The organism is Streptosporangium sp. NPDC000563 (assembly GCF_040299985.1).
GTDB lineage: Bacteria > Actinomycetota > Actinomycetes > Streptosporangiales > Streptosporangiaceae > Streptosporangium.
The window spans coordinates 360,240-381,649 of record NZ_JBEPDA010000003.1 but is presented as its reverse complement, the minus strand read 5'-3'; the positions used below and the strand labels follow the sequence as shown (position 1 = coordinate 381,649).

The window sequence follows — 21,410 nt, the reverse complement described above, 5'->3', positions numbered from 1 at the left end:
TCCCCGATTGGGGGGAAGGGCTCAGAGCATGGCAGGCTTTAGGGGTTCATCCGCTACGAGGGAAGAGGCTGCGGTGCGAGGCTGGCACGGATTGGACGACGTGCCCGAAGACTGGGGCAGGTCCGTCGTCACGATCGGCGTCTTCGACGGCGTTCACCGCGGGCACCAGCAGATGGTGGCCCGTGCCGTCGCGATGGCCGCTCGTCTCGGGGTTCCCTCGGTGGTGGTGACCTTCGACCCGCATCCCGAGGAGGTCGTGCGGCCCGGCACGCACCCTCCGAGGCTGACGACGGCGAGGCACCGCACCGAGCTCCTCGCGGGCCTGGGCGTCGACGCGGTGTGCGTCCTGCCGTTCACGCTGGAGTTCTCCCGGATGAGCCCGGACGAGTTCGTGCAGACCGTCCTCGTCGACCGGCTGCACGCCGCCGGGGTCGTGGTGGGGGAGAACTTCCGCTTCGGCCACAAGGCATCCGGCGACGTGGAGACGCTGCGCACCCTGGGGGAGAAGTACGACTTCGTGGCCGAGGCGGTCCCGCTGGTCAGCGACGGGGAGACGATCTCCTCCACCCTGATCCGCGAGCAGATCGCCTCCGGCGACATGGAGGCGGTCCGGCAGACGCTCGGCCGTCCGCACCGGGTCGAGGGCGTGGTCGTCCGCGGCTACCAGCGCGGCCGGCAGCTCGGTTTCCCGACGGCGAACCTGGAGTCGCCGGAGTTCACCGCCATCCCCGCGGACGGCGTCTACGCCGGTTGGCTGCAGGGTGTCGAGACCGGCAACCTGCCCGCGGTGTACGGCGGCGAGCGCTGGCCCGCGGCGATCTCCGTGGGCACCAACCCGACCTTCGAGGGGGTGCCCCGCACCGTCGAGGCGTACGCCCTCGACCGCGACGACCTCGATCTTTACGGCGCGCACGTGGCCGTCGACTTCGGGCCCAGGCTGCGCGGCAACACCAGGTTCGACTCGATCGAGGCTCTCGTCGCGCAGATCCACGCCGACGTGGACGAGGTCCGGCGCCTGACGAGCTGACCTCCTCCGGGAGGGGGCCCGCGGGGGTCCCGGCCGGTCCTCATGCCACGCCGACCCAGGACCCCGGAATTCCGGTTCCGTGCCCGATCCCCTGCCCGGTTCCGTGCGCGATCCTGTGCTCGATCTCATGTCCGGTCCCACCCGGCCCCCGTGTCACACGGCCCTCACGTCACGTCGACCTCGGAGGCCGAAATGCCGGTCCTGTAGGGGTTTCGGGTGAGGCTCGCCGGGCTCTCACAGGATGTGCGGGGGTCGCGAAGCCGGTGGTAGCCTGGCATGTCAGCTCTGTAACCGGTGTCGTATGATCCCGGTGCTGATCTCGCCACGGCGACTGTAGGCACGCACGGTCGTTCGGGGAGCCGGAATTGCGCGTGCCCGCAGAGGTCCAAGGAGAAAAGTGTCTCTCGACACCGCAGCAAAGAAGAAGATCATCGGTGACTACGCCAAGGGTGAGACCGACACCGGTTCCCCCGAGGTGCAGATCGCGCTGCTGAGCAAGCGCATCAGCGAGCTCACCGAGCACCTGAAGGTGCACAAGCACGACCACCACAGCCGCCGTGGCCTGCTGCTGCTCGTCGGCCGCCGCCGCCGGCTGCTGAAGTACCTGCAGAGCAAGGACATCGCGCGCTACCGCTCGCTCATCGAGCGGCTCGGCCTGCGCCGATAGTGTTGTGAGGGAGTGGCGTTCGCGCCGCTCCCTCATCTCATGGGGGACGATGTCGGCGCGTCGCGCCACGAAGACGTCGCCCCGGTGAGCAAACTGAATAGCCGAGACAGTGCCCCGCGTCCGCAAGCAAGCGCGCCCCACGGCGTCGGAGGGCCGGTCCTCGGTAGTGGCCCCCGGTCATCATGGCACAAAGCCATACGGAACCGGGCGCTTCGATCGAAGACCGGCGCTGCACCTACGGGGAGCCGGCAAAACACGACGAACCAGGCGCGACACGTGCGTCTGGCCGGACGCGGGCGACCGATCCACAAGGAGGTCCCCCGTGGAGGGTGTCCACAGCAGCGAAGCCGTCATCGACAACGGCTCATTCGGCACACGTACCATCCGGTTCGAGACCGGGCGGCTCGCGCGCCAGGCGGCGGGTTCCGCCGTCGTCTATCTCGACGACGACACGATGGTCCTCTCAGCGACCACCGCGTCCAAGAATCCCAAGGAGAACCTCGACTTCTTCCCCCTCACGGTGGACGTCGAGGAGCGAATGTACGCCGCGGGCCGCATTCCCGGCTCGTTCTTCCGGCGTGAGGGCCGTCCCTCCGAGGACGCCATCCTCACCTGCCGCCTGATCGACCGGCCGCTGCGCCCCTCGTTCGTCAAGGGCCTGCGCAACGAGATCCAGGTGGTCGCCACCATCATGGCGCTCCACCCCGAGCACCTGTACGACGTCGTGGCGATCAACGCCGCGTCCCTGTCCACCCAGCTCGCCGGGCTGCCGTTCTCCGGCCCGATCGGCGGCGTCCGCGTCGCGCTGATCGAGGGCCAGTGGGTCGCCTTCCCGACCAACACCGAGCTGGCCAGTGCCACCTTCGACATGGTGGTCGCGGGCCGGGTCCTGGACGACGGCGACGTCGCGATCATGATGGTCGAGGCCGAGTCCACCCGCGACACGCTCAAGCTCGTCGCCGAGGGCGCGGTGGCTCCGACCGAGGAGACCGTGGCCCAGGGCCTTGAGGCCGCCAAGCCGTTCATCAAGGTGCTGTGCGAGGCGCAGGCCAAGGTCGCGAAGGTCGCCGCCAAGGAGACCGCCGAATACCCGCTGTTCCTCGACTACCAGGACGACGTCCTGGAGGCGGTGACCGGCGCGGTGCGCAGCGAGCTCGCCGCCGCGCTCACCATCGCCGGCAAGCAGGAGCGCGAGATCGAGCTCGACAGGGTCAAGGCCCTGGTGCTGGAGAAGGTCGGCCCCGACTTCGAGGGCCGCGAGAAGGAGCTCGGCGCCGCGTTCCGGTCGCTGACCAAGAAGCTCATGCGCGAGCGGGTCATCGCCGAGGGCGTCCGCATCGACGGCCGCGGCGTCAAGGACATCAGGCAGCTCAGCGCCGAGGTCCACGTCGTACCCCGGGTGCACGGCTCGGCCCTGTTCGAGCGCGGCGAGACCCAGATCCTGGGCATCACCACACTCAACATGCTCCGTATGGAGCAGATGATCGACACGCTGAACCCCGAGCGCACCAAGCGCTACATGCACAACTACAACTTCCCCCCCTACTCCACCGGTGAGACCGGCCGGGTGGGCTCGCCCAAGCGGCGCGAGATCGGGCACGGCGCGCTCGCCGAGCGGGCGCTGCTGCCGGTGCTGCCGGCGCGCGAGGAGTTCCCCTACGCGATCCGCCAGGTCTCCGAGGCGCTGGGCTCCAACGGCTCGACCTCGATGGGGTCGGTCTGCGCCTCGACGATGGCGCTGCTCGACGCGGGTGTCCCGCTCAAGGGCATCGTCGCGGGCATCGCGATGGGCCTCATCAACGAGGGCGACCAGTACGTCACGCTGACCGACATCCTCGGCGCCGAGGACGCGATGGGCGACATGGACTTCAAGGTCGCCGGCACCAAGGACGTCATCACCGCGCTCCAGCTCGACACGAAGCTGGACGGCATCCCGGCCTCCGTGCTGGCGGCCGCGCTGAGGCAGGCCAAGGGCGCCCGCCTGGCGATCATCGACGTGATGCAGGAGGCCATCGACTCCCCGGCGGAGATGAACGCGACGGCTCCGCGCATCATCACGATCAAGATTCCGGTGGACAAGATCGGAGAGGTCATCGGCCCGAAGGGCAAGATGATCAACCAGATCCAGGACGACACCGGCGCCGAGATCACCCTGGAAGACGACGGAACCATCTACATCGGCGCCACCGACGGCCCGTCCGCCGAGGCGGCCAGGTCGGCGATCAACGCCATCGCGAACCCGCACATGCCGGAGGTCGGCGAGCGCTACCTGGGCACGGTCGTCAAGATCGCGGCCTTCGGCGCCTTCATCTCCCTCATGCCGGGCAAGGACGGCCTCCTGCACGTCTCCCAGATCCGCAAGCTGCACGGCGGCAAGCGCATCGAGAACGTCGAGGACGTCATGAACGTCGGCGAGAAGGTCCAGGTGGAGATCGCCGAGATCGACTCCCGCGGCAAGCTCTCCCTGGTGCCCGTCGAGGTCATCGAGAAGGAAGCCGCGGCCAAGGCCGAGTCCGGCGACACCGAGCCCTCGGCGACGTCGGCCGCCCCGGCGGCCGAGGCGTCCGCCGACGAGCGGCCCCGTGAGGAGCGGCCCCGTCGCACCCGCACCCGCAGCAGCAACAGCGGCGGTGGCAACCGCGGTGGCGGCGGAGGGGAAGACCGCAACTCGTGATCACCACCACTCTGCACCCCGGCAAGGACGGCGCCGGGGTCGTGAAGCGCACCGTCCTTCCCGGTGGGCTCCGGGTGGTGACCGAGTCCATGCCGACCGTGCGTTCCGTCGCGGTCGGCATGTGGGTCGGCATCGGATCGAGAGACGAGTCCCCCCAGCACATGGGCTCCTCCCACTTCCTTGAGCACCTGCTGTTCAAGGGCACGCCGACCCGGGACGCCCTGGAGATCTCCGCGGCCATCGAGGGCATCGGCGGTGAGATCAACGCCTTCACCGCCAAGGAGTACACCTGCTACTACGCGCGGGTCCTCGACGAGGACCTGCGGGTGGCGATCGACGTGCTCGCCGACGTGGTGACCTCCTCGCTCATCACCGAGGAGGACGTCGAGGCCGAGCGTGGCGTGATCCTGGAGGAGATCGCCATGCACGACGACGACCCCTCCGACGTGGTGCACGAGCAGTTCTCCGCGGAGCTGTACGGTGACACGCCGGTCGGCAGGCCGATCCTCGGCACGGTCGACTCGATCACCGCGGTCACCCGCGACCGGATCGCCGAGTACTACCGGCGTTTCTACCTGCCGACCCACACCGTGGTGTCGGTGGCGGGCAACGTCGACCACGAGCGGGTCGTGGCTCTCGTCGCCGCCGCCTACGAGCGGGCCGGGGCCCTGGGCGGGGACGCCTCGCCGGTGCCCCCGCGCGTGTCGGGGCCCGGCGTGGAGCTGCGCTCCGGCACGCGGGTGGTCCACCGGCCGACGGAGCAGGCGAACCTGGTCCTCGGCACGACCGCGCTGACCCGCACCGACGAGCGCCGCTTCGCGCTCGGGGTGCTCAACGCGGCGCTCGGCGGCGGCATGTCCTCGCGGCTGTTCCAGGAGATCAGGGAGAAGAGGGGCCTGGCCTACTCGGCGTACTCCTACACCTCCGCCCTCGCCGACACCGGCCAGTTCGGCATCTACGTCGGCTGCCTGCCGTCGAAGATCGACGACGTGCTGAAGATCTGCCGCGAGGAGGTGCTCCGCGTGGTCACCGACGGCATCACCGAGGAGGAGATCGTCCGCGGCAAGGGCCAGATGCGCGGCGGTCTCGTGCTCGGCCTGGAGGACACCGGCTCCCGGATGTCCAGGATCGGCAAGGGCGAGCTGGTCTTCGACGAGCTGCTCTCCGTCGACGACCTGCTCGTCAGGATCGACGCGGTGACCCCGGAGCAGATCGCCGAGGTCGCCTCGGACGTCCTCACCCGCCCGATGTCCCTCGCGGTCATCGGCCCCTACGAGGAGGACAGGGACTTCAGCGCGGTCGTCACCGGCTGACGACCCCGTCCGCGAGCGGCCCCGGCGCATTCCGCGCCGGGGCCGCCCGTGTCTCCGAGGGCGCTCCTGGAGGGCCGGACCCGGTGGTCCGCGACAGCCCGGCGGACTCGTACGGTATAGCCTTGGGGCCGTGATCAGGGTTGGAGTTCTCGGCGCCCGAGGGCGCGTCGGTGTCGAAGTGTGCAGGGCCGTCGAGGCGGCGGACGATCTGGAGCTGGTCGCGGCCGTCGACCAGGGCGACCCGATCGAGGCGCTGGAAGGCGCCGAGGTGGTGGTCGACTTCACCCACCCCGACGTCGTGATGGGCAACCTCGAATGGTGCGTCTCCCACGGCATCCACCCGGTGGTCGGCACCACCGGCTTCGACGCCGGGCGGCTGGCGACCGTCAAGGGCTGGCTGGACGCCAACCCCGGCGTCAACGCGCTGATCGCCCCCAACTTCGGCATCGCGGCCGTGCTCATGATGCACTTCGCCCAGCAGGCCGCCCGCTACTTCGAGTCGGCCGAGATCGTCGAGCTGCACCACCCCAACAAGGCCGACGCGCCCTCGGGCACCGCCCGCCGCACGGCCGAGCTGATCGCCGAGGCCCGGCGCAAGGCGGGCTCCGCGCCGATGCCCGACGCCACCAGCACGGAGCTCGACGGGGCGCGCGGCGCCGACGTCGACGGGGTCCGGGTGCACGCGGTGCGGCTGGCCGGGCTCATCGCCCACCAGGAGGTGATCCTGGGCGGCGACGGCGAGATCCTCACCATCCGCCACGACACGATGAACCGTTCGTCGTTCACCCCGGGGGTGCTCCTGGGCGTGCGCCGGGTCCGTGAGCTGCCCGGCCTGACCGTCGGCCTGGAGCCCCTTCTCGACCTCTGAGCACCTGCCCCGCAGGCCCTGGAACCCCGGGCCTGGCGCCGCTCGTTGCGCGAGTATGACGCACCCTGAGCTCGCCTGCCCGCTCTGTCGCGGCACGGAGTTCCGTAAGGAGACGGGCAGGCTCGACAGTCGCTGGGGCATCACCTCGCACCGGTTAACCCTGATGATCTGCGAGCGATGCCGCTATATCCTCCAGTTCCATGACAAGCACTCGATCTTCGACTTCGACTGAGGTTCGCTGGGCGCGGTCGGAGGAGTTGGCCGGACTTGTGGCGGTGGAGCTGGCGGCCGACGGGCTGTTCACCGAGGTCGGGATCACCTTTCCACCGGGGACCACGATGATCGAGGAGACCGAGGACCCAGAGCGGGTGCTCGTCGCGGGTGACCCGCCGATCGGGTTCGCCATGGTCGGCCTGGTCGACGGGCAACTCCACCTCGACCAGCTGGCCGTCCATCCCGACCATGGGCGCAGGGGTGCCGGTGGGCGCCTGCTGGAGGCCGTCTGCGAGCACGCGGCCTCGACCGGCTCCGCCGCCGTGACGCTGACGACCTACCGCGACGTGTCCTGGAACGCCCCCTGGTACGCCCGGCGCGGTTTCGCCGTGCTCGACCCGGCCGAGTGGGGGCCGGAGATGGCCGAGTTGGTGCGCCACGAGCGGGAACTGGGTATCGAGATCGTCCCCCGCGTCGTGATGCGCCGAATCCTGTGAAGGGCCTCGGCCTGGTGAGGCCGGGGAGCGTTGAAGGTCAGAGGGCGAGGCCGACGGTGAGCAGCAGGCCGTAGACGAGCTGGAAGCGGCCCGTCTGCTGGAGCGTCGCGATGAGCGCGGGGCCTGTGGCGCCCGCCCGGACCGCCTTCACCGGGGCGACGGCGAGCGGGGCGGCGAGCAGCGCCAGGGCCGCGAAGGGCCGCCACGGCGCGAGCGCGAGCGCGATCACCAGGGGCAGGACGAGGCAGAGGGTGTAGAGGACGCGGGTGCGGGTGTCACCGAGAACCACGGCCATGGTGCGCTTGCCCGCGGGGCCGTCGGTCACGATGTCGCGCAGGTTGTTGACCACGAGCATCGCACAGGCCAGCAGGCCGGCCGGGACGGCGGCCACCACCGCGAGAGCGGGCAGGTGTTCGAGCTGGACGTAGGTGGTGCCCGTCACCGCCACCAGGCCGAAGAACACGAAGACCGAGACCTCGCCCAGCGCCCGGTAGCCGTACGGGCTGGAGCCGCCGGTGTAGAACCAGGCCGCGGCGATCGCCGCCGCGCCGACCAGCAGCAGCCACCAGGCCCCGGTGACCGCGACGAGCACCAGGCCGGCCACCGCGGCGGCGAGGAAGCAGGCGAGGGCCGCGACGAGGACCTGACGAGGGGGCGCGGCGCCCGAGCCGACCAGGCGCATCGGACCGACCCGGTCGGAGTCGGTGCCGCGCACCCCGTCGCTGTAGTCGTTGGCGTAGTTGACGCCCACCTGGAGGGCGAGGGCCACGAACAGGGCCAGCAGGGCCCGCCACCACACTCCTCCGCCGTATCCGATCGCGACTCCGGTGCCGATCGCGACGGGGACGACGGCGGCGGGGAGGGTGCGCGGGCGTGCTCCGGCGATCCACTGGCTCGGGGTGGCCATGGCGTTGCGGCGTTCCTCTCGGGCTCTAGCTGATGTCGGTCGCCAGGCGGATCATCCGCACCGTACGGCCCATGTCGATGACCCGCTCGGCCCCGTCGGCGCCCCACCCGGCGGACTCCAGGAAGCCCCGCACCGCGTAGTTCTCGGCGAAGACCCAGGTCACGATGGTGTGGTAGCCGTCGTCACGGAGGTAGTCGACCGTGGCGTTCAGCAGCCTGCTGCCGTGGCCGCGCCGGACGTGGTCGGGGTCGATCAGGAACGTGAGCATCTCCCCGGCGGTGGTCGGGTCGAGGTCGGGATCCTCCGCCGGGGCGTGTGATGCCAGACCGGCGATCTTCTCCGCGCCCTGCAGGGCGGCCATGGCCTCGATGCCGCCCGGGCCGAGCGCCGGGAAGGCGTCGGTGTCGAGGACGACCTGCTCCACGGCCACCAGTACGCGGTGCCGGCGGCTGGGCGGCGAGGTGATCGCGTCCTCCCACTGCTGCCGCCACATTTTCTCGGCCGCGGGGCCGGTCATCTGCTCCAGCGGGCCTTCGGGAAGGAAGTCCCGGTAGCCGTATCTCCACGCGCGGATCTGGGTGCCCGTCACCGCGGCGACATCATCGTGCCGAGCCGCCCGCACGCCTACGTCTGCCATCTCGGCCCGCTCCTTCTCTGCCGTCTGCCGTCGCCTCGGAACGCGCTGTCTCGTGGATCTCGTGCCACGCGAGCGGGCATCAGGCGGGTGGATCCGTGAGACAGGCTCTTACACCGTATCGGGGAATCCGACTCAGAGATGACGTGAACCCGGCTCCATCTGCCGTCGGGCCCGATATGCCCTTGTCTTCGTACGGTTGCCGCAGACCTTCATGGAACACCACGAGCGTGAGCGGTTCTTGGAGGAGTCGACGAACGCCCACTGGCAGGTGCTCTCGGTGCAGACCTTCAGGCGCGGCCACATCCCGTCGGAACGGGCGTCCATCACGGCGGCGACGATCCCGGCCAGCCCTCCGGGCACCCCCGTCGCGACCGGTTCGAGCACCGGCCCTGAGGCGGTGAGGGCGACGCGCAGCGGGAGGGCGGCGAAGGGCCTCGACAGCTCCGCCCCGTGACCGTCGCCGGTCTCGCCGGGGCGGTCGTGGTTGTGACGGAGCGCCTCGCGGAGTGCCTCGCGAAGATCGGCGGCCGTCGCCAGATCCCGCTCGTCGGCGGTGTCCCCGGGGCCGATCAGGTCCCGCCCGGCCAGCCAGGCGGTGAGCGCGGCCGGGGAGGGGATCGAGTCGGCCCGCTCCTCGACGTCGTACGTGTTCACGAAGTCGATCACCAGGTCGGAGGGGTTGCCCATGGCGTCGCTCACCTCTTCCCTCTTCGCAACCACTGTACGGCATTAGGGGGTTGTGTTACTTTCAACACCTGCATAACGCGATAGATGGTGTTTTGATGGGAAGTGTGCATGTGGTACCTGGTCTATCTCGCGTTCAAGGAGGCCGGCAGGCGCACGTCGTACCGGAGGAGAGATCATGATCATGAGGGTGTGAAGAGGAGGTCTTCGCGCTCGGCTGACCACTCTCGCGGGGGTTCGGGGGCAGGGGGCGCCTCCGAGCCCCCGCGAGGGTGACCAGACGGTCAGTGGTCGTTGAGGGCCGTCGCCAGCCTGCGTACGCCCTCGACCAGCTCGGCCGTGTGGACGGCCGCCGAGTGGGTCACCCTGATGCGCGGGCCCGGCGGCTCGGCCGGGTAGTAGATGCGCCCGGGACTCACCAGGGCTCCCGCCCTCCTGGCGGCCTCCACCGCACTCTCCTCGTCCCGGTCTTCGGGGAGCCGTACCCACAGGTGCAGACCGCCGCGAGGAACGAGGTGGATCGTGGCGCCGGGCATCCGGGCGGTGAGGGCCGCGGCGAGGGTGTCCCTGCGCAGCCCCAGCTCGGTGCCGAGCGCGGCGAGGTGGCGCCGCCAGGCGGGCGAGCCGACGAACTCCAGCGCCGTCTCCTGGAGCGGCCTGGCGACGAAGAACGACTCCACGAGCTGGCTCGCCCGGAGGCGCCGCGCGGCGGGACCTCGGGCGACGACCCCGGCGACCCGCAGGTTCGGCGACAGGACCTTGGTCAGGGAGTTGATGTGTACGACCGTGCCGTGGGCGTCCAGCGCGACCATCGGCGGAGGTGCGGGGGCGGTGGTGAAGTAGCGCGCGTAGTCGTCCTCGATCACGAACGCCCCGGCGGCGCGGGCGATCGCCAGCACCTGCTCGCGCCGCTCCAGGGGCAGGGTCGCGCCCGTGGGGTTGTGCAGGGTCGGCTGGCAGAGGAACACCCGCGCGCCGGTCACGGCGAACGCCTCCGCGAGGAGTTCGGGCCGCACCCCCTCGCGGTCCATGGGCACGGCCGTCGCGCGAAGCCCCGCGGCCCGCGCGGCCGCGAGCGCGCCCGGGTAGGTGGGGGTCTCGACGAGTACGGGGGTCCCGGGGGCCGCGAGGGCACGGAAGGCGTGAATGAGCGCCGTCTGCCCGCCGCTGACGATCAGGACGTCCGACGGGGTGACGTCACCTCCCAACTCCTGGGCGAACCACCTGCGCAGCTCGGGCAGACCGCTCAGCGGCGGCATCTCCCAGACGTCGGGACGGCGCAGCGCGCGGGAGGCGGCGGCCGACAGCGCCCTGGAGGGGCGCAGAGCCGGGTTGAGGTAGCCGCCGGTGAGCGGGATGACCCCCTCGGGCGGCGAGGCGAGAAGGCCGCTCACCTCGCTGTCGTCCACCACCCTGTCGCCGAGCGCCACCGTCTGCCATGACATGTCGGCGTTGTCGCCGCCCCGTGTGATCGCCGGAGCCACGTAGGCCCCGCTGCCGGGTCTGGTGATCACCCGTCCCTCGGCGGCGAGCCTGCCGATCGCGCGTGACACGGTCACCGGGCTCACGTTGTGCAGCCGGACCAGCTCCCGGCTCGACGGCAGCCGGTCGCCCGGACGGAGCCGCGACACCTCCTCACGGAGCGTGGCGGTGAGCCGGACGATACTGCTATCGTCATTCATGAGTGAAAAGAGTAGCGCTATCGTGCCAAATCGGATAGCGGCGGGTACGGTCCCGCCCGCAGAGGTGCTGTCCGGCCTCGCCTCACCGGCAAAGGCGCGTCACGATCGGCGGCCGGGGGGTGCGACGCCGCCGGAGGCGCCGGGCAGGGCGTGGCGGGGGACCCTGCTGGCCGGGCTCGGGGTGCTGGCCTTCTCGGGGTCGTTCCCGGCGACGGTCTTCGCGATGGAGGGTTTCGACCCCTACCTGGTGGCCGTCGGCCGGGCCGTCGTCGCCGCGGTCGCGGCCGCCGTGTTCCTGCTCGCGGCGAGAGTGCCGTTGCTGCCGCCCAGGTCCCAGCTCCGGTCGTACGGCGTCATCGTGGCGGGCGTGGTGTTCGGCTTCCCGCTTTTCAGCGGTCTCGCGCTTCACGCCGGGGCCTCCACCTCGCACGCCGCAGTGGTGATCGGGCTGCTGCCCGCCGCCACCGCCGCCTGCGCGGTGCTGCGGGCGGGGGAGCGGCCCAGGGCGCTGTTCTGGGTGTCCTGCGGCCTCGGAGCCGTGTCGATCACCGTCTTCACCCTCAGCATGGGCGGCGGTCACATCACCGGAGCCGACCTGCTGCTCGTCGGCGCGCTGCTGTCGGCCGCCGTCGGCTACACCGAAGGCGGGCGCCTGTCCCGCGACACCCCCGGCTGGAGGGTGATCTCCCACACCCTCGTCCTCGCCGCACCGCTGACCGTGCCGATCACCGTCGCGCTCGCGCTCGCCACCGACCCGCGGCCCACCGCCGCCTCACTCGCCGGGTTCGCGTACGTCGGCCTGGTCTCGATGTTCCTCGGCTTCATCCCCTGGTACGCGGGCCTGGCCATGGGCGGCATCGCCCGCGCCGGGCAGACCCAGCTCGCCCAGCCGCTGCTGACGCTGCTGTGGGCCTGGCTGCTGCTCGGCGAGCTCTTCGGTCCCGTCACCGTCGCGGCGGCGCTGGCCGTCCTCGCGTGCGTCGCCCTGACGCAGCGGGCCCGCTCCTGAGATGTTCATGAAGGACGTGACGCACAGGTGCAAATGTGAACGAAGTTATCGCGGGGGTGCGGGGCATGGTGGAAAGGAAGCGTCGTGCCTGCCGCCTCCGAAGGTGATCCGGCTTTCCCGTGCGGTGGTGAGCCCGTTCCGGCGCGAACCCCCGAGGCGGGGTCCGTGCGGCGGCGCGGCCATGCCGCTCTCGTGCTGCTGACGCTGGCGGCGGGGGCGATGGACGCGATCGCCTTCCTCGGGCTCGGTGGTGTCTTCACCGCGAACATGACCGGCAACCTCATCCTCTTCGCCCTCGCCGGCCGCGAGGACTGGGTGCTCCACGCGTTGCGGTCCGGCCTCGCCTGCGCGGGGTTCTGCGCGGGGCTTCTCATCGGCTTCACGATGCCCGGGCGTCACGAGGGGAACGCGTTGTGGTCGTTGGCCGTCATCAGGCTCCTGTGGGCCGACCTGGCCCTCCAGAGCGCCTTTCTCGCCGGCTGGGCGCTCGGCGGGGGCGCACCCGGCCCGGCCGTGATCCTCGTGCTGATCGGGGTGGGATCCTGCGCCATGGGCATGCAGGCCGCGGCGGCCCGCCGGGTCGACCTCGCCGGTATCACGGCAACGTTCGTCACGGGCACCCTCACCTCGCTGTTCGAGAGCTCGGCGTCGGGCTGGTCCACCGACAACCGGCGTCGCGCCGCCATCGTCGTCGCTCTCGTCCTCGGTGCCCTCTGTGCGTCCCTGCTCCTGCGTTTCGCGCCGCCCTGGGCCGGTGTGGTCGCCCCGGCCTTCACGCTCCTCGCACTCGCCGTCGCGCACCCGTACGGGTTCCGGGGACGACCGGACCGGGGGAGCCGGTGATGATCCGCCGTTTTCCGGTTTCCGGACGGGAAGAACGGATATTCCACGGTGAGTCGGTTGTGGGCCTGTCGCTCGAACGGTGAATCGCTTAGAAATGGGGTTGGGACTCCGACTCTCAGCCTCGCCGATCACGACGGCCGAGGTGAGCGGAGATCCTCCGGTGAACCTAAGGAGATGACTCGTGGGCATGGGCCTCGCGGTGGGAGATGTGGTCGAGGACTTCGAACTCCTCGACGAGACGGGCACGCCGAGGCGGCTCGGCGAGTTTCTGGCCAAGGGGCCGGTGGTGCTCTTCTTCTATCCGGCGGCGATGACCTCCGGGTGCACGCTCGAGAGCTGTCACTTCCGCGACCTGGCCGCCGAGTTCGCGGCCGAGGGAGCGACCAGGATCGGGATCAGTCGCGACCAGGTCGAGCGGCAGGCAAGGTTCGCCACGTCCAACCAGCTGGGCTTTCCCCTGCTCTCCGACCCCGACGGCACCGTCGCCCGTCGCCTCGGCGCCCGCCGTACCGTCGCGGTGGGACCGTTTCTCACCCGCAGGATGACCTTCGTCATCGACGTGGACCATCGCCTCCTGGAGGTGATCCACAGCGAGACCTCCATGGAGGCGCACGCCGACCACGCGCTCGAAGTCCTCCGCTCCCGCCCACGTCCCTGACCTTCACGGGTCGACCTTCACGGGTCCCGCGGTGCCCTCCCGCCGCGGTGGACGCGGCGGTCAGGGGTGCAGGGGGTGGGTGTACACGAGGCGGAAGCGGTCGCCGGGGATGACGATGTCGCTCGTCTCCACCGGGCGGTCCCCCGCCCAGTGGGTGCGTTCGACATGCAGGACCTGGACGCCCGAGGACAGGGCGAGGGCGTCGCTCTCGGCCGGTTGCGGGACGCGGGTGTAGACCTGCTCGACGATCTCGGTGATCTTGACGCCGACCGCCGACAGGCGGGCGATCAGGCTTCGGGGGCCCTCCTCCGTGATCTCACCGAACTCGGCGGGCTCGTAGGAGGTGGCGAGCTGGATCGGCTTGCCGTCGCCGCGGAAGACGTAGTGGGTGCGGGTGACCGGGGCCGATTCGTCCAGCCGCAGGCGGTGGGCGATGTCGGGGGTGGCGTCGGCGGGTTCGGCCCGCCAGTCCCAGGTGGCCCGGGTGCCCTGAGACTGGATGTCGGCGCCGAAGGGGGTGGGGTGGTCGTGGAAACGCCATCGGTGCAGCGGGAGCAGCACCGGCTGCTCCCGTACGTAGTGGCCCGAGCCGACGCGGCCGACGATGAGGCCCTCGGCGGCGAGCACGCGCAGCGCGTGCCGGGCGGCCGTCTCGCCCACGCCGTATTTCCTGGTCAGCTGGGCGCGCGAGGGGATCGAGGTGCCGGGGGGAAGGGAGCCGTCGACGATCTGGCGCCGGATGTCGGCGACGACGCGCAGGTAGACAGGATCGGAGCTTGCCACGTGTCCATCCCTGGGGTCTGGGGCGTTGCCCCATCCTGCCGTATTCGATACGCGACGCAGGGTAATGGACCCGATTTGGAGCTCCAACTTTACCGTTGTCCCCAGAGGGATCCAAAAATATCTCAGAGACCCTGTAACGCCCGCGTAAGGACCGCCGATTCAACGGTAGAGGTCGTCGATGTGTGTACCCCCGAGCACATATCGGCGGCCTCTTTCTCGTTCGGGGAAGTCCGTGTCGCCGCCAAAGTGGACAAAAGACTTATTTGTCTATAAATGGGTCAAGGGTGTGGTCGCCGGGGTCCGCCGCCGTGACGGCTTATATCCACGTGTACGGTGTGCAGCGGGCACCTCGGGGGGATGTTCGCTCTTGGGCTCATCGGTGGACGGAGGTTAGGCGGGGTGGCGGGGTCCACCGTTTCAGCGGATCCGGGTAGCGTTCGGTCTATGGCAGCGCCAACTGGAACCTCCGACGCCCCCTTCGGCCGCATGCTGACCGCCATGGTCACACCGTTCACACGTGACGGAGCGGTCGACTACGAGACAGCGGGGCGCCTCGCCACCTACCTGGTTGACGAGCAGCGCAACGACGGCATCGTCGTGAGCGGTACGACGGGGGAGTCCCCGACGACCACCGACGAAGAGAAGGAGCGTCTCCTGCGCGCCGTCGTCGAGGCGGTCGGTGATCGCGCCACGGTCGTCGCCGGAGCCGGGACCAACGACACCCACCACAGCGTGGAGCTCGCCAGGTCCGCCGAGCGCGCCGGGGCCCACGGTCTCCTGCTGGTGACGCCTTACTACAGCAAGCCTCCCCAGGAGGGGATCTACCGCCACTTCGTCACCGTGGCGGACGCGACGGCCCTGCCGGCCATGCTCTACGACATCCCCGGCCGGAGCGGCGTGCCGATCCTGAGCGAGACGCTCGCCAGGCTCGCCCGGCACGAGCGGATCGTCGCGGTGAAGGACGCCAAGGCCGATCTGTTCGAGGGGACGCAGGTCATCGCGTCCACCGGCCTCGCCTACTACTCGGGTGACGACACGCTCAACCTGCCGTGGCTGTCGGTGGGAGCCGTGGGGTGCGTCAGTGTGATCGGCCACGTCGCGGGCGCGGAGATCGCCACGATGATCGAGGCGTACCGCTCGGGGGATGTCGCGGGCGCGCTCGCCGTCCACCGCAGGCTGCTCCCCGTGGTCTCCGGGATCATGATGCAGGCCGGTGGCGCGATCATGGCGAAGGCGGCGCTCTCCCTGGTCGGACGGCCCGCGGGGCCGATGCGGCTTCCCCTGGTGGAGGCGACGGGGGAGCAGCTCGCCAGGCTGCGCGAAGACTTGATCGCGGGCGGTGTGAAGCTGCCCGACGAAGTTGTGACGTGAGACAAGACACCGCGGCCCTCACCGGCCGCATCCGGGAGGAACGAGAGTTTGCGCGAGAGAAGACACAAGGGTCCGCTGGGGGACGGAGTGCTCGGCGAGGGAGTAGTCCTGCTGCCCACGAGGGCTTCCGTCGCATGTGAGACCTCTGAGAGAGGTGTGGCCGGATGAGTCACCCCCATCCCGAACTCGGGCTGCCGCCCGCGCTCGTCGACGGTGCCCTGCGCATCGTCGCGCTGGGCGGGCTCGGTGAGATCGGCCGCAACATGGCCGTGTTCGAGTACGAAGGCCGGTTGCTGATCGTCGACTGCGGGGTGCTCTTCCCCGAGCCCGACCAGCCCGGCATCGACCTGATCCTGCCCGACTTCGAATACATCCGGGACCGCCTGGACGACGTCGAGGCCGTGGTCCTGACCCACGCGCACGAGGACCACATCGGTGCCGTGCCCTATCTGCTGCGCGAGCGCCGCGACATCCCGATCGTGGGATCGAAGCTGACGCTGGCGCTGATCGAGGCCAAGCTCACCGAGCACCGCATCCAGCCGACCAGACGTGAGGTCGTGGAGGGGGAGCGGCACAGGTTCGGGCCGTTCGAGTGCGAGTTCCTCGCCGTCAACCACTCCATTCCCGACGCGCTCGCCGTCGCGATCAGGACGCCCGCGGGCATCGTCCTGCACACCGGTGACTTCCGGATGGACCAGCTGCCCAGTGACGGGCGGCTGACCGACCTGGGCGGGTTCGCCAGGCTCGGCGCCGAGGGCGTCGACCTGCTGATGTCCGACTCGACCAACGCCGAGGTGCCGGGCTTCGTCACCAGTGAGCGGGAGATCGCGCCGGTCATCGACGAGGTCATCCGCACCGCGAGCAAGCGGGTGATCGTGGCGAGCTTCGCCTCCCACATCCACCGCGTCCAGCAGGTCATCGACGCGGCGGAGAAGCACGGCCGCAAGGTCGCGCTGGTCGGCCGTTCGATGGTGCGCAACATGGGCGTCGCCCGCGACCTGGGATACCTGAGGGTCTCGCCCGGCCTGATCGTCGACGCCAAGGAGATCGAGGGCCGTCCGCCGGAGGACGTGGTGCTGATCTGCACCGGCTCCCAGGGCGAGCCGATGGCGGCGCTGTCACGCATGGCCAACCGCGACCACCCGATCCGGATCGCCGAAGGCGACACGGTCCTGCTGGCCTCCTCGCTGGTGCCGGGCAACGAGACCGCGGTGAACAACGTGATCAACGGGCTGTCCCGCTGGGGCGCCCGCGTGGTGCACAAGGGCAACGCGAAGGTGCACGTCTCCGGGCACGCCGCCGCGGGCGAGCTGCTGTACGTGCTCAACCTGACGCGGCCGTCCAACTTCATGCCGGTGCACGGTGAATGGCGTCACCTGCGGGCACACGCCAAGCTCGCCGCGCTGACCGGGGTTCCCGACGACCACATCGTGATCGCCGAGGACGGCGTCGTGGTGGACCTGATCGACGGCCGGGCCAAGATCGTGGGTGCGGTTCCCGCCGGTTACGTCTACGTGGACGGCACCTCGGTGGGCGACGTCACCGACTTCGCGCTGAAGGACCGCCGCATCCTGGGCGAGGAGGGCTTCATCTCCATCGTCATCGTGGTCGACACCGCCACCGGCAAGCTCGCCGGGGGCCCGGAGATCCACGCCAGGGGATCCGGCATCGACCCGGCCATGTTCGACGACATCCTTCCGCAGGTCGAGAGGGCGCTGCAGGAGAACGCGGCCGACGGGGTGGTGGACATCCAGCAGGTCCGCCGCGTGGTCCGCAGGACCGTGGGGCGCTGGGTGAGCGACACCTACCGCCGTCGTCCGATGATCATTCCTGTGGTGGTCGAGGTCTGACCTTCGCACCGTACGGCGGCCTCACCGGCCGCCGTACGGGCCTTGCCGGGGCATGGAAGAACGCTTTCCAGCAGGCCAATGGGACATTCGTTGCCCTTCATTGCTTTTTGTGAAGTATTGACCGATCTGGCGAAATGCGGCCGAGGGTCGATCGCTCCGGCGAGTCGGCGCGCAATCCACCACCCGTCTCGTTAACCTCCCTAGCATGGCCACCCGTACGTCTAAAGGATCCTCAGGAAAGCCCCCCGGGAAGGGGTCCTCCGGTCGTTCGGGCACCTCCCAGGCCCGTACGGCCTCCGCCAGGCGGCCGCCCGCCGCCCGGAAGAGGAGCACGAGCCAGGCCCGCAGGCCCTCGCCCCAGCACGACCCGATCAGCTGGGTGCTCATCATGATCGGCAAGCTGTTCATGGGCATCTGGATGCTCCTGGCGGGGGGCATCGGCAGCGCCGCGCGGGCGCTGGGGCAGAACGCGCGCGAGCTCGACCCCGTCCACCGCCGCGACGGGCTCGGCCTGGCGGTGTTCGCCGGAGCGGTCGTGCTCGCCGCCATGACCTGGCGGAAGAACACCGGCACCGTCTCCACCGTGGTCGACGGCGTCATGCGCGGCGTCTTCGGTTCGCTGACCTGGGTGATCCCGATCCTGCTCGTGCTGCTGGCCTGGCGGCTGCTACGCCACCCCGACCAGAACGCCGACACCGGCCGGATGATCATCGGCTGGTCCGCCCTGACCATCGGCGTGCTCGGCGTCGTGCACGTGGTCCACAACACCCCGTACCCGTCCGGGGGAGAATCCGACGGCATGGACAAGGTCTCGGCCGCCGGAGGCATGGTCGGCTTCATCGTCTCCGCGCCCCCGGCGAGCATCCTGCCGTCCTTCATCACCATCCCGCTGCTGCTGATCCTGTCGGGCTTCGGCATCCTGGTGATCACCGCGACGCCGGTGCACCGGGTCCCCGAACGGCTGGCAGAGATCCGGCACATGCTTTTCAACCGGGATATGCCCCCCGCGCCGCGCGTGTCCAGGAAGAAGCCCTCCACCCGTAAGAAGCCGGAGTCCGAGGGCGACGAGCTCGGCGACCACGTCAAGCCCTACGACACGCCCCTGGTCGCCGAGACGCCCGGCGGGTCCCCGGAACACTCCCCGGAGATCGTGCCCGGCCTGGTGGAGGACGAGGCGGCGGAGGAGGCGGTGGTCAGGGCCGCGCCCCCCGAGCCGTCCCCGGCCCCGCGCAAGGTCGAGCAGCTCGTCCTGTCCTCCCAGGCCGGCCCGTACACCCTGCCCGAGCCGCAGCTCCTGCGTCCCGGCACCGCGCCCAAGCCGCAGACGAAGGCCAACACCGTCGTCGTCAACGCGCTGACCAGTGTGCTGGAGCAGTTCGCCATCGACGCCCAGGTGATCGGCTTCACCCGGGGGCCGACGGTGACGCGCTACGAGATCGAGCTCGGCCCGGCGGTCAAGGTCGAGAAGGTCACCGCGCTCACCAAGAACATCGCGTACGCGGTCAAGTCGGCCGATGTCCGGATCCTTTCTCCGATCCCCGGGAAGTCGGCGATCGGGGTCGAGATCCCCAACACCGACAAGGACCTCGTCTCGCTGGGCGACATCCTGCGCTCCCCGGTGGCCCAGGCCGACCATCACCCGATGATCGTCGGACTCGGCAAGGACGTCGAGGGGCGCACGATAGTGGCCAACCTGGCGAAGATGCCGCACCTGCTCATCGCGGGCGCCACCGGCGCGGGCAAGTCGGTCTGCGTCAACGGACTGATCACCTCGATCCTGATGCGCGCCACCCCCGACGAGGTCCGCATGGTCCTCGTCGACCCCAAGCGGGTCGAGCTCAGCGTCTACGAGGGTATCCCGCACCTCATCACGCCGATCATCACCAACCCCAAGAAGGCCGCCGAAGCGCTGGAGTGGGTCGTCGGTGAGATGGACCGCCGCTACGACGACCTCGCCGCCAGCGGCTTCCGGCACGTCGACGACTTCAACAAGGCGGTCCGCGCCGGCAAGCTGGTGGCGCCGCCGGGCAGCGAGCGCGTCTACCAGCCCTACCCGTACCTGCTGGTGATCGTCGACGAGCTCGCCGACCTGATGATGGTCGCCCCGCGCGACGTCGAGGACTCCATCGTCCGCATCACCCAGCTGGCCCGCGCCGCGGGCATCCACCTGGTCATCGCCACCCAGCGCCCCAGCGTGGACGTGGTCACCGGTCTGATCAAGGCCAACGTGCCCTCCCGGCTCGCCTTCGCCACCTCCTCGCTGGCCGACTCCCGGGTCATCCTGGACCAGCCGGGTGCCGAGAAGCTCGTCGGGCAGGGCGACTCGCTCTTCCTGCCGATGGGTGCGAGCAAGCCCATGCGGCTGCAGAACGCCTTCGTCTCCGAGAAGGAGATCGGCGAGATCGTCGGGCACTGCAAGGCCCAGATGACGGTCGAGTACCGCGAGGACGTGTCCGTCGTGGCGACCGCGAAGAAGGAGATCGACGAGGACATCGGCGACGACCTCGACCTGCTGGTCCAGGCGGCCGAGCTCATCGTGACCACCCAGTTCGGCTCGACCTCGATGCTCCAGCGCAAGCTCAGGGTCGGCTTCGCCAAGGCGGGTCGCCTGATGGACCTGCTGGAGAGCAGGAACGTCGTCGGGCCCAGCGAGGGGTCGAAGGCGAGGGAGGTCATCGTCAAACCCGACGATCTGCCCGGCCTCCTGGCCGACCTGCGCGGGGGCTGACGGCACCTTACGGGAACGGCACCCCCGCCGCACACCTTCCGCCCGGTTACTGATTGAATAGGTATCGCTACGCAACGTCGGGGGCTGGGAGGCGTGCGCCATGGGCATTGGAAGCGATCTGGCGGATGCCAGGCGGTCGATGGGGATGACCGTCGGGCAGTTGAGCGCGCGGACACGCATTCGCGAGGTTCTCATCCAGGCGATCGAGAGGAACGACTTCTCGCAATGCGGGGGAGATTTCTACGCGCGAGGCCATATAAGAAACATCGCCAAGGTCGTCGATCTCGATCCCGAGACGCTGGTGCACCGCTACGACGAGCAGCACGGGGGCGTGCCGCTGCCGGTGCGGGCCTCCAGCGTCTTCCAGGCCGACATGCCCCTGAAGATCCGTGAGCGCCGCTCGCCCAACTGGACGACGGCGATGGCGGTGGCGCTGGGCATCGTGGTCATCTTCGGTGTGGTGCGGACCATGGGCGGGGGAGACACTCCCGTGGCGGATCTCCGTCCCATGCCGGTGCCCGCCGTGCCGCCGCCCTCGGCGGGCTCGGGTCACGACTCACCGCGCCGGGCGGCGTCGCTGGCCGAGGGGAAGCGGCGCGACATGGTCGTCCTCCAGGTCAAGGCGAAGCGCACCTCCTGGCTCGACGTGCAGGACGCGGGCGGCCGGAGGATCTTCTCGGGGACGCTCGCGGCGGGCAAGACCTCGACCTGGAAGGCGAAGGTCGGCATGAGGGTCACTTTCGGTGACGGAGGAGCCGTCTCGCTGAAGGTGAACGGCAAGGACGTGGGCGCCCCCGGCCGCCGAGGACAGGTCGTCAACCGCTCCTACGAGGCTCCCGCGGCCAAGAAGCGCTAGGTCAGGCCATGGGGAACGCCTCACGCGCCGCGCGTCCGGGAAGGCCCGCGGAGCCCCGGGACCGCCCGCGACGGCGGCGTGCCCGGGGTGGGGCGGTGCCTGCACGGAGGGCTGGGCGGGGCCTCGATGGGGGCCTCGATGGG

At 70.2% G+C, this 21,410-nt stretch carries 19 protein-coding genes; 14 read left to right on the top strand and 5 right to left on the bottom strand.

Annotation, left to right across the window (positions count from 1 at the left end):
- Positions 1-73: 73 nt before the first annotated feature.
- From ABT352_RS12380 to ABT352_RS12350, 7 genes are all read left to right on the top strand, one after another.
- On the top strand, positions 74-1,027 hold the full coding sequence (locus ABT352_RS12380; RefSeq protein WP_350944706.1) for a bifunctional riboflavin kinase/FAD synthetase: 954 nt from the start codon (positions 74-76) through the stop codon (positions 1,025-1,027).
- A gap of 397 nt (positions 1,028-1,424) precedes the next feature.
- On the top strand, positions 1,425-1,694 hold the full coding sequence (gene rpsO, locus ABT352_RS12375) for a 30S ribosomal protein S15 (protein ID WP_350944705.1): 270 nt from the start codon (positions 1,425-1,427) through the stop codon (positions 1,692-1,694).
- 322 nt (positions 1,695-2,016) lie between these two features.
- The gene (locus ABT352_RS12370) at positions 2,017-4,368 is read left to right on the top strand and encodes a polyribonucleotide nucleotidyltransferase (RefSeq protein WP_350944704.1); all 2,352 of its coding nucleotides are present in this window, start codon (positions 2,017-2,019) and stop codon (positions 4,366-4,368) included.
- Positions 4,368-5,681 (top strand): M16 family metallopeptidase, encoded by a 1,314-nt coding sequence (locus tag ABT352_RS12365; RefSeq protein WP_350944849.1) that lies wholly within the window; start codon positions 4,368-4,370, stop codon positions 5,679-5,681. Before ABT352_RS12370 ends, ABT352_RS12365 begins: the two co-directional genes overlap by 1 nt.
- 130 nt (positions 5,682-5,811) lie before the next feature.
- On the top strand, positions 5,812-6,549 hold the full coding sequence (gene dapB / locus ABT352_RS12360) for a 4-hydroxy-tetrahydrodipicolinate reductase (protein WP_350944703.1): 738 nt from the start codon (positions 5,812-5,814) through the stop codon (positions 6,547-6,549).
- 55 nt (positions 6,550-6,604) lie between these two features.
- Positions 6,605-6,781, top strand: coding sequence for a hypothetical protein (locus ABT352_RS12355; protein ID WP_350944702.1), 177 nt, complete (start codon positions 6,605-6,607; stop codon positions 6,779-6,781).
- Positions 6,750-7,259, top strand: a complete 510-nt coding sequence (locus ABT352_RS12350; RefSeq protein WP_502992860.1) for a GNAT family N-acetyltransferase — start codon at positions 6,750-6,752, stop codon at positions 7,257-7,259. Before ABT352_RS12355 ends, ABT352_RS12350 begins: the two co-directional genes overlap by 32 nt.
- A gap of 37 nt (positions 7,260-7,296) precedes the next feature.
- Here the strand turns inward: ABT352_RS12350 and ABT352_RS12345 are convergent, their stop codons facing one another.
- The 4 genes from ABT352_RS12345 to ABT352_RS12330 form a co-directional block, all read right to left on the bottom strand.
- On the bottom strand, positions 7,297-8,166 hold the full coding sequence (locus tag ABT352_RS12345; protein ID WP_350944698.1) for a 1,4-dihydroxy-2-naphthoate polyprenyltransferase: 870 nt from the start codon (positions 8,164-8,166) through the stop codon (positions 7,297-7,299).
- Positions 8,167-8,191: 25 nt separating this feature from the next.
- Positions 8,192-8,803 (bottom strand): GNAT family N-acetyltransferase, encoded by a 612-nt coding sequence (locus ABT352_RS12340; protein ID WP_350944697.1) that lies wholly within the window; start codon positions 8,801-8,803, stop codon positions 8,192-8,194.
- Positions 8,804-8,935: 132 nt separating this feature from the next.
- Positions 8,936-9,502 (bottom strand): CGNR zinc finger domain-containing protein, encoded by a 567-nt coding sequence (locus tag ABT352_RS12335; RefSeq protein WP_350944696.1) that lies wholly within the window; start codon positions 9,500-9,502, stop codon positions 8,936-8,938.
- Between the two features lie 269 nt (positions 9,503-9,771).
- The gene (locus ABT352_RS12330) at positions 9,772-11,169 is read right to left on the bottom strand and encodes an aminotransferase-like domain-containing protein (protein WP_350944694.1); all 1,398 of its coding nucleotides are present in this window, start codon (positions 11,167-11,169) and stop codon (positions 9,772-9,774) included.
- 22 nt (positions 11,170-11,191) lie between these two features.
- Between ABT352_RS12330 and ABT352_RS12325 the strand changes: the two genes are divergently transcribed.
- The 3 genes from ABT352_RS12325 to ABT352_RS12315 all read left to right on the top strand — a co-directional run bounded on the left by ABT352_RS12325 (position 11,192) and on the right by ABT352_RS12315 (position 13,679).
- Positions 11,192-12,178 carry a DMT family transporter gene (locus ABT352_RS12325; protein ID WP_350944693.1) on the top strand — a complete coding sequence of 329 codons (987 nt, stop codon included), beginning with the start codon at positions 11,192-11,194 and terminating at the stop codon, positions 12,176-12,178.
- Between the two features lie 165 nt (positions 12,179-12,343).
- Positions 12,344-13,021, top strand: coding sequence for a YoaK family protein (locus tag ABT352_RS12320; RefSeq protein WP_350944692.1), 678 nt, complete (start codon positions 12,344-12,346; stop codon positions 13,019-13,021).
- A 187-nt stretch (positions 13,022-13,208) separates the two neighbouring features.
- Complete coding sequence (locus tag ABT352_RS12315; protein ID WP_350944848.1) at positions 13,209-13,679, top strand: peroxiredoxin; 471 nt, start codon at positions 13,209-13,211, stop codon at positions 13,677-13,679.
- A 60-nt stretch (positions 13,680-13,739) separates the two neighbouring features.
- On the opposite strand, the gene ABT352_RS12310 is transcribed toward ABT352_RS12315, so the two are convergent.
- A complete protein-coding gene (locus ABT352_RS12310; protein WP_350944690.1) occupies positions 13,740-14,462 on the bottom strand; it encodes a GntR family transcriptional regulator in 723 nt (240 codons plus the stop codon).
- Between the two features lie 444 nt (positions 14,463-14,906).
- Between ABT352_RS12310 and dapA the strand changes: the two genes are divergently transcribed.
- From dapA to ABT352_RS12290, 4 genes are all read left to right on the top strand, one after another.
- On the top strand, positions 14,907-15,833 hold the full coding sequence (gene dapA / locus ABT352_RS12305) for a 4-hydroxy-tetrahydrodipicolinate synthase (RefSeq protein WP_350944689.1): 927 nt from the start codon (positions 14,907-14,909) through the stop codon (positions 15,831-15,833).
- Between the two features lie 164 nt (positions 15,834-15,997).
- Entirely contained in the window at positions 15,998-17,683 is a 1,686-nt protein-coding gene (locus tag ABT352_RS12300; RefSeq protein WP_350944687.1) for a ribonuclease J, read from the top strand.
- Between the two features lie 205 nt (positions 17,684-17,888).
- Positions 17,889-20,411: a DNA translocase FtsK gene (locus tag ABT352_RS12295; RefSeq protein WP_350944685.1), complete on the top strand. Its 2,523-nt coding sequence runs from the start codon at positions 17,889-17,891 to the stop codon at positions 20,409-20,411.
- A gap of 100 nt (positions 20,412-20,511) precedes the next feature.
- Positions 20,512-21,267, top strand: a complete 756-nt coding sequence (locus ABT352_RS12290) for a helix-turn-helix domain-containing protein (RefSeq protein ID WP_350944684.1) — start codon at positions 20,512-20,514, stop codon at positions 21,265-21,267.
- The last annotated feature ends 143 nt before the right edge of the window (positions 21,268-21,410 follow it).

What these genes read in the sequence shown, in the direction of transcription:
- ABT352_RS12345 (WP_350944698.1), bottom strand. Translation starts at nt 8,166, where the DNA reads ATGGCCACCCCGAGCCAGTGGATCGCCGGAGCACGCCCGCGCACCCTC.
- ABT352_RS12355 (WP_350944702.1), top strand. Translation starts at nt 6,605, where the DNA reads ATGACGCACCCTGAGCTCGCCTGCCCGCTCTGTCGCGGCACGGAGTTC.
- ABT352_RS12350 (WP_502992860.1), top strand. Translation starts at nt 6,750, where the DNA reads ATGACAAGCACTCGATCTTCGACTTCGACTGAGGTTCGCTGGGCGCGG.
- ABT352_RS12340 (WP_350944697.1), bottom strand. Translation starts at nt 8,803, where the DNA reads ATGGCAGACGTAGGCGTGCGGGCGGCTCGGCACGATGATGTCGCCGCG.
- ABT352_RS12315 (WP_350944848.1), top strand. Translation starts at nt 13,209, where the DNA reads ATGGGCCTCGCGGTGGGAGATGTGGTCGAGGACTTCGAACTCCTCGAC.
- ABT352_RS12330 (WP_350944694.1), bottom strand. Translation starts at nt 11,169, where the DNA reads ATGAATGACGATAGCAGTATCGTCCGGCTCACCGCCACGCTCCGTGAG.
- dapA (WP_350944689.1), top strand. Translation starts at nt 14,907, where the DNA reads ATGGCAGCGCCAACTGGAACCTCCGACGCCCCCTTCGGCCGCATGCTG.
- ABT352_RS12300 (WP_350944687.1), top strand. Translation starts at nt 15,998, where the DNA reads ATGAGTCACCCCCATCCCGAACTCGGGCTGCCGCCCGCGCTCGTCGAC.
- ABT352_RS12295 (WP_350944685.1), top strand. Translation starts at nt 17,889, where the DNA reads ATGGCCACCCGTACGTCTAAAGGATCCTCAGGAAAGCCCCCCGGGAAG.
- ABT352_RS12290 (WP_350944684.1), top strand. Translation starts at nt 20,512, where the DNA reads ATGGGCATTGGAAGCGATCTGGCGGATGCCAGGCGGTCGATGGGGATG.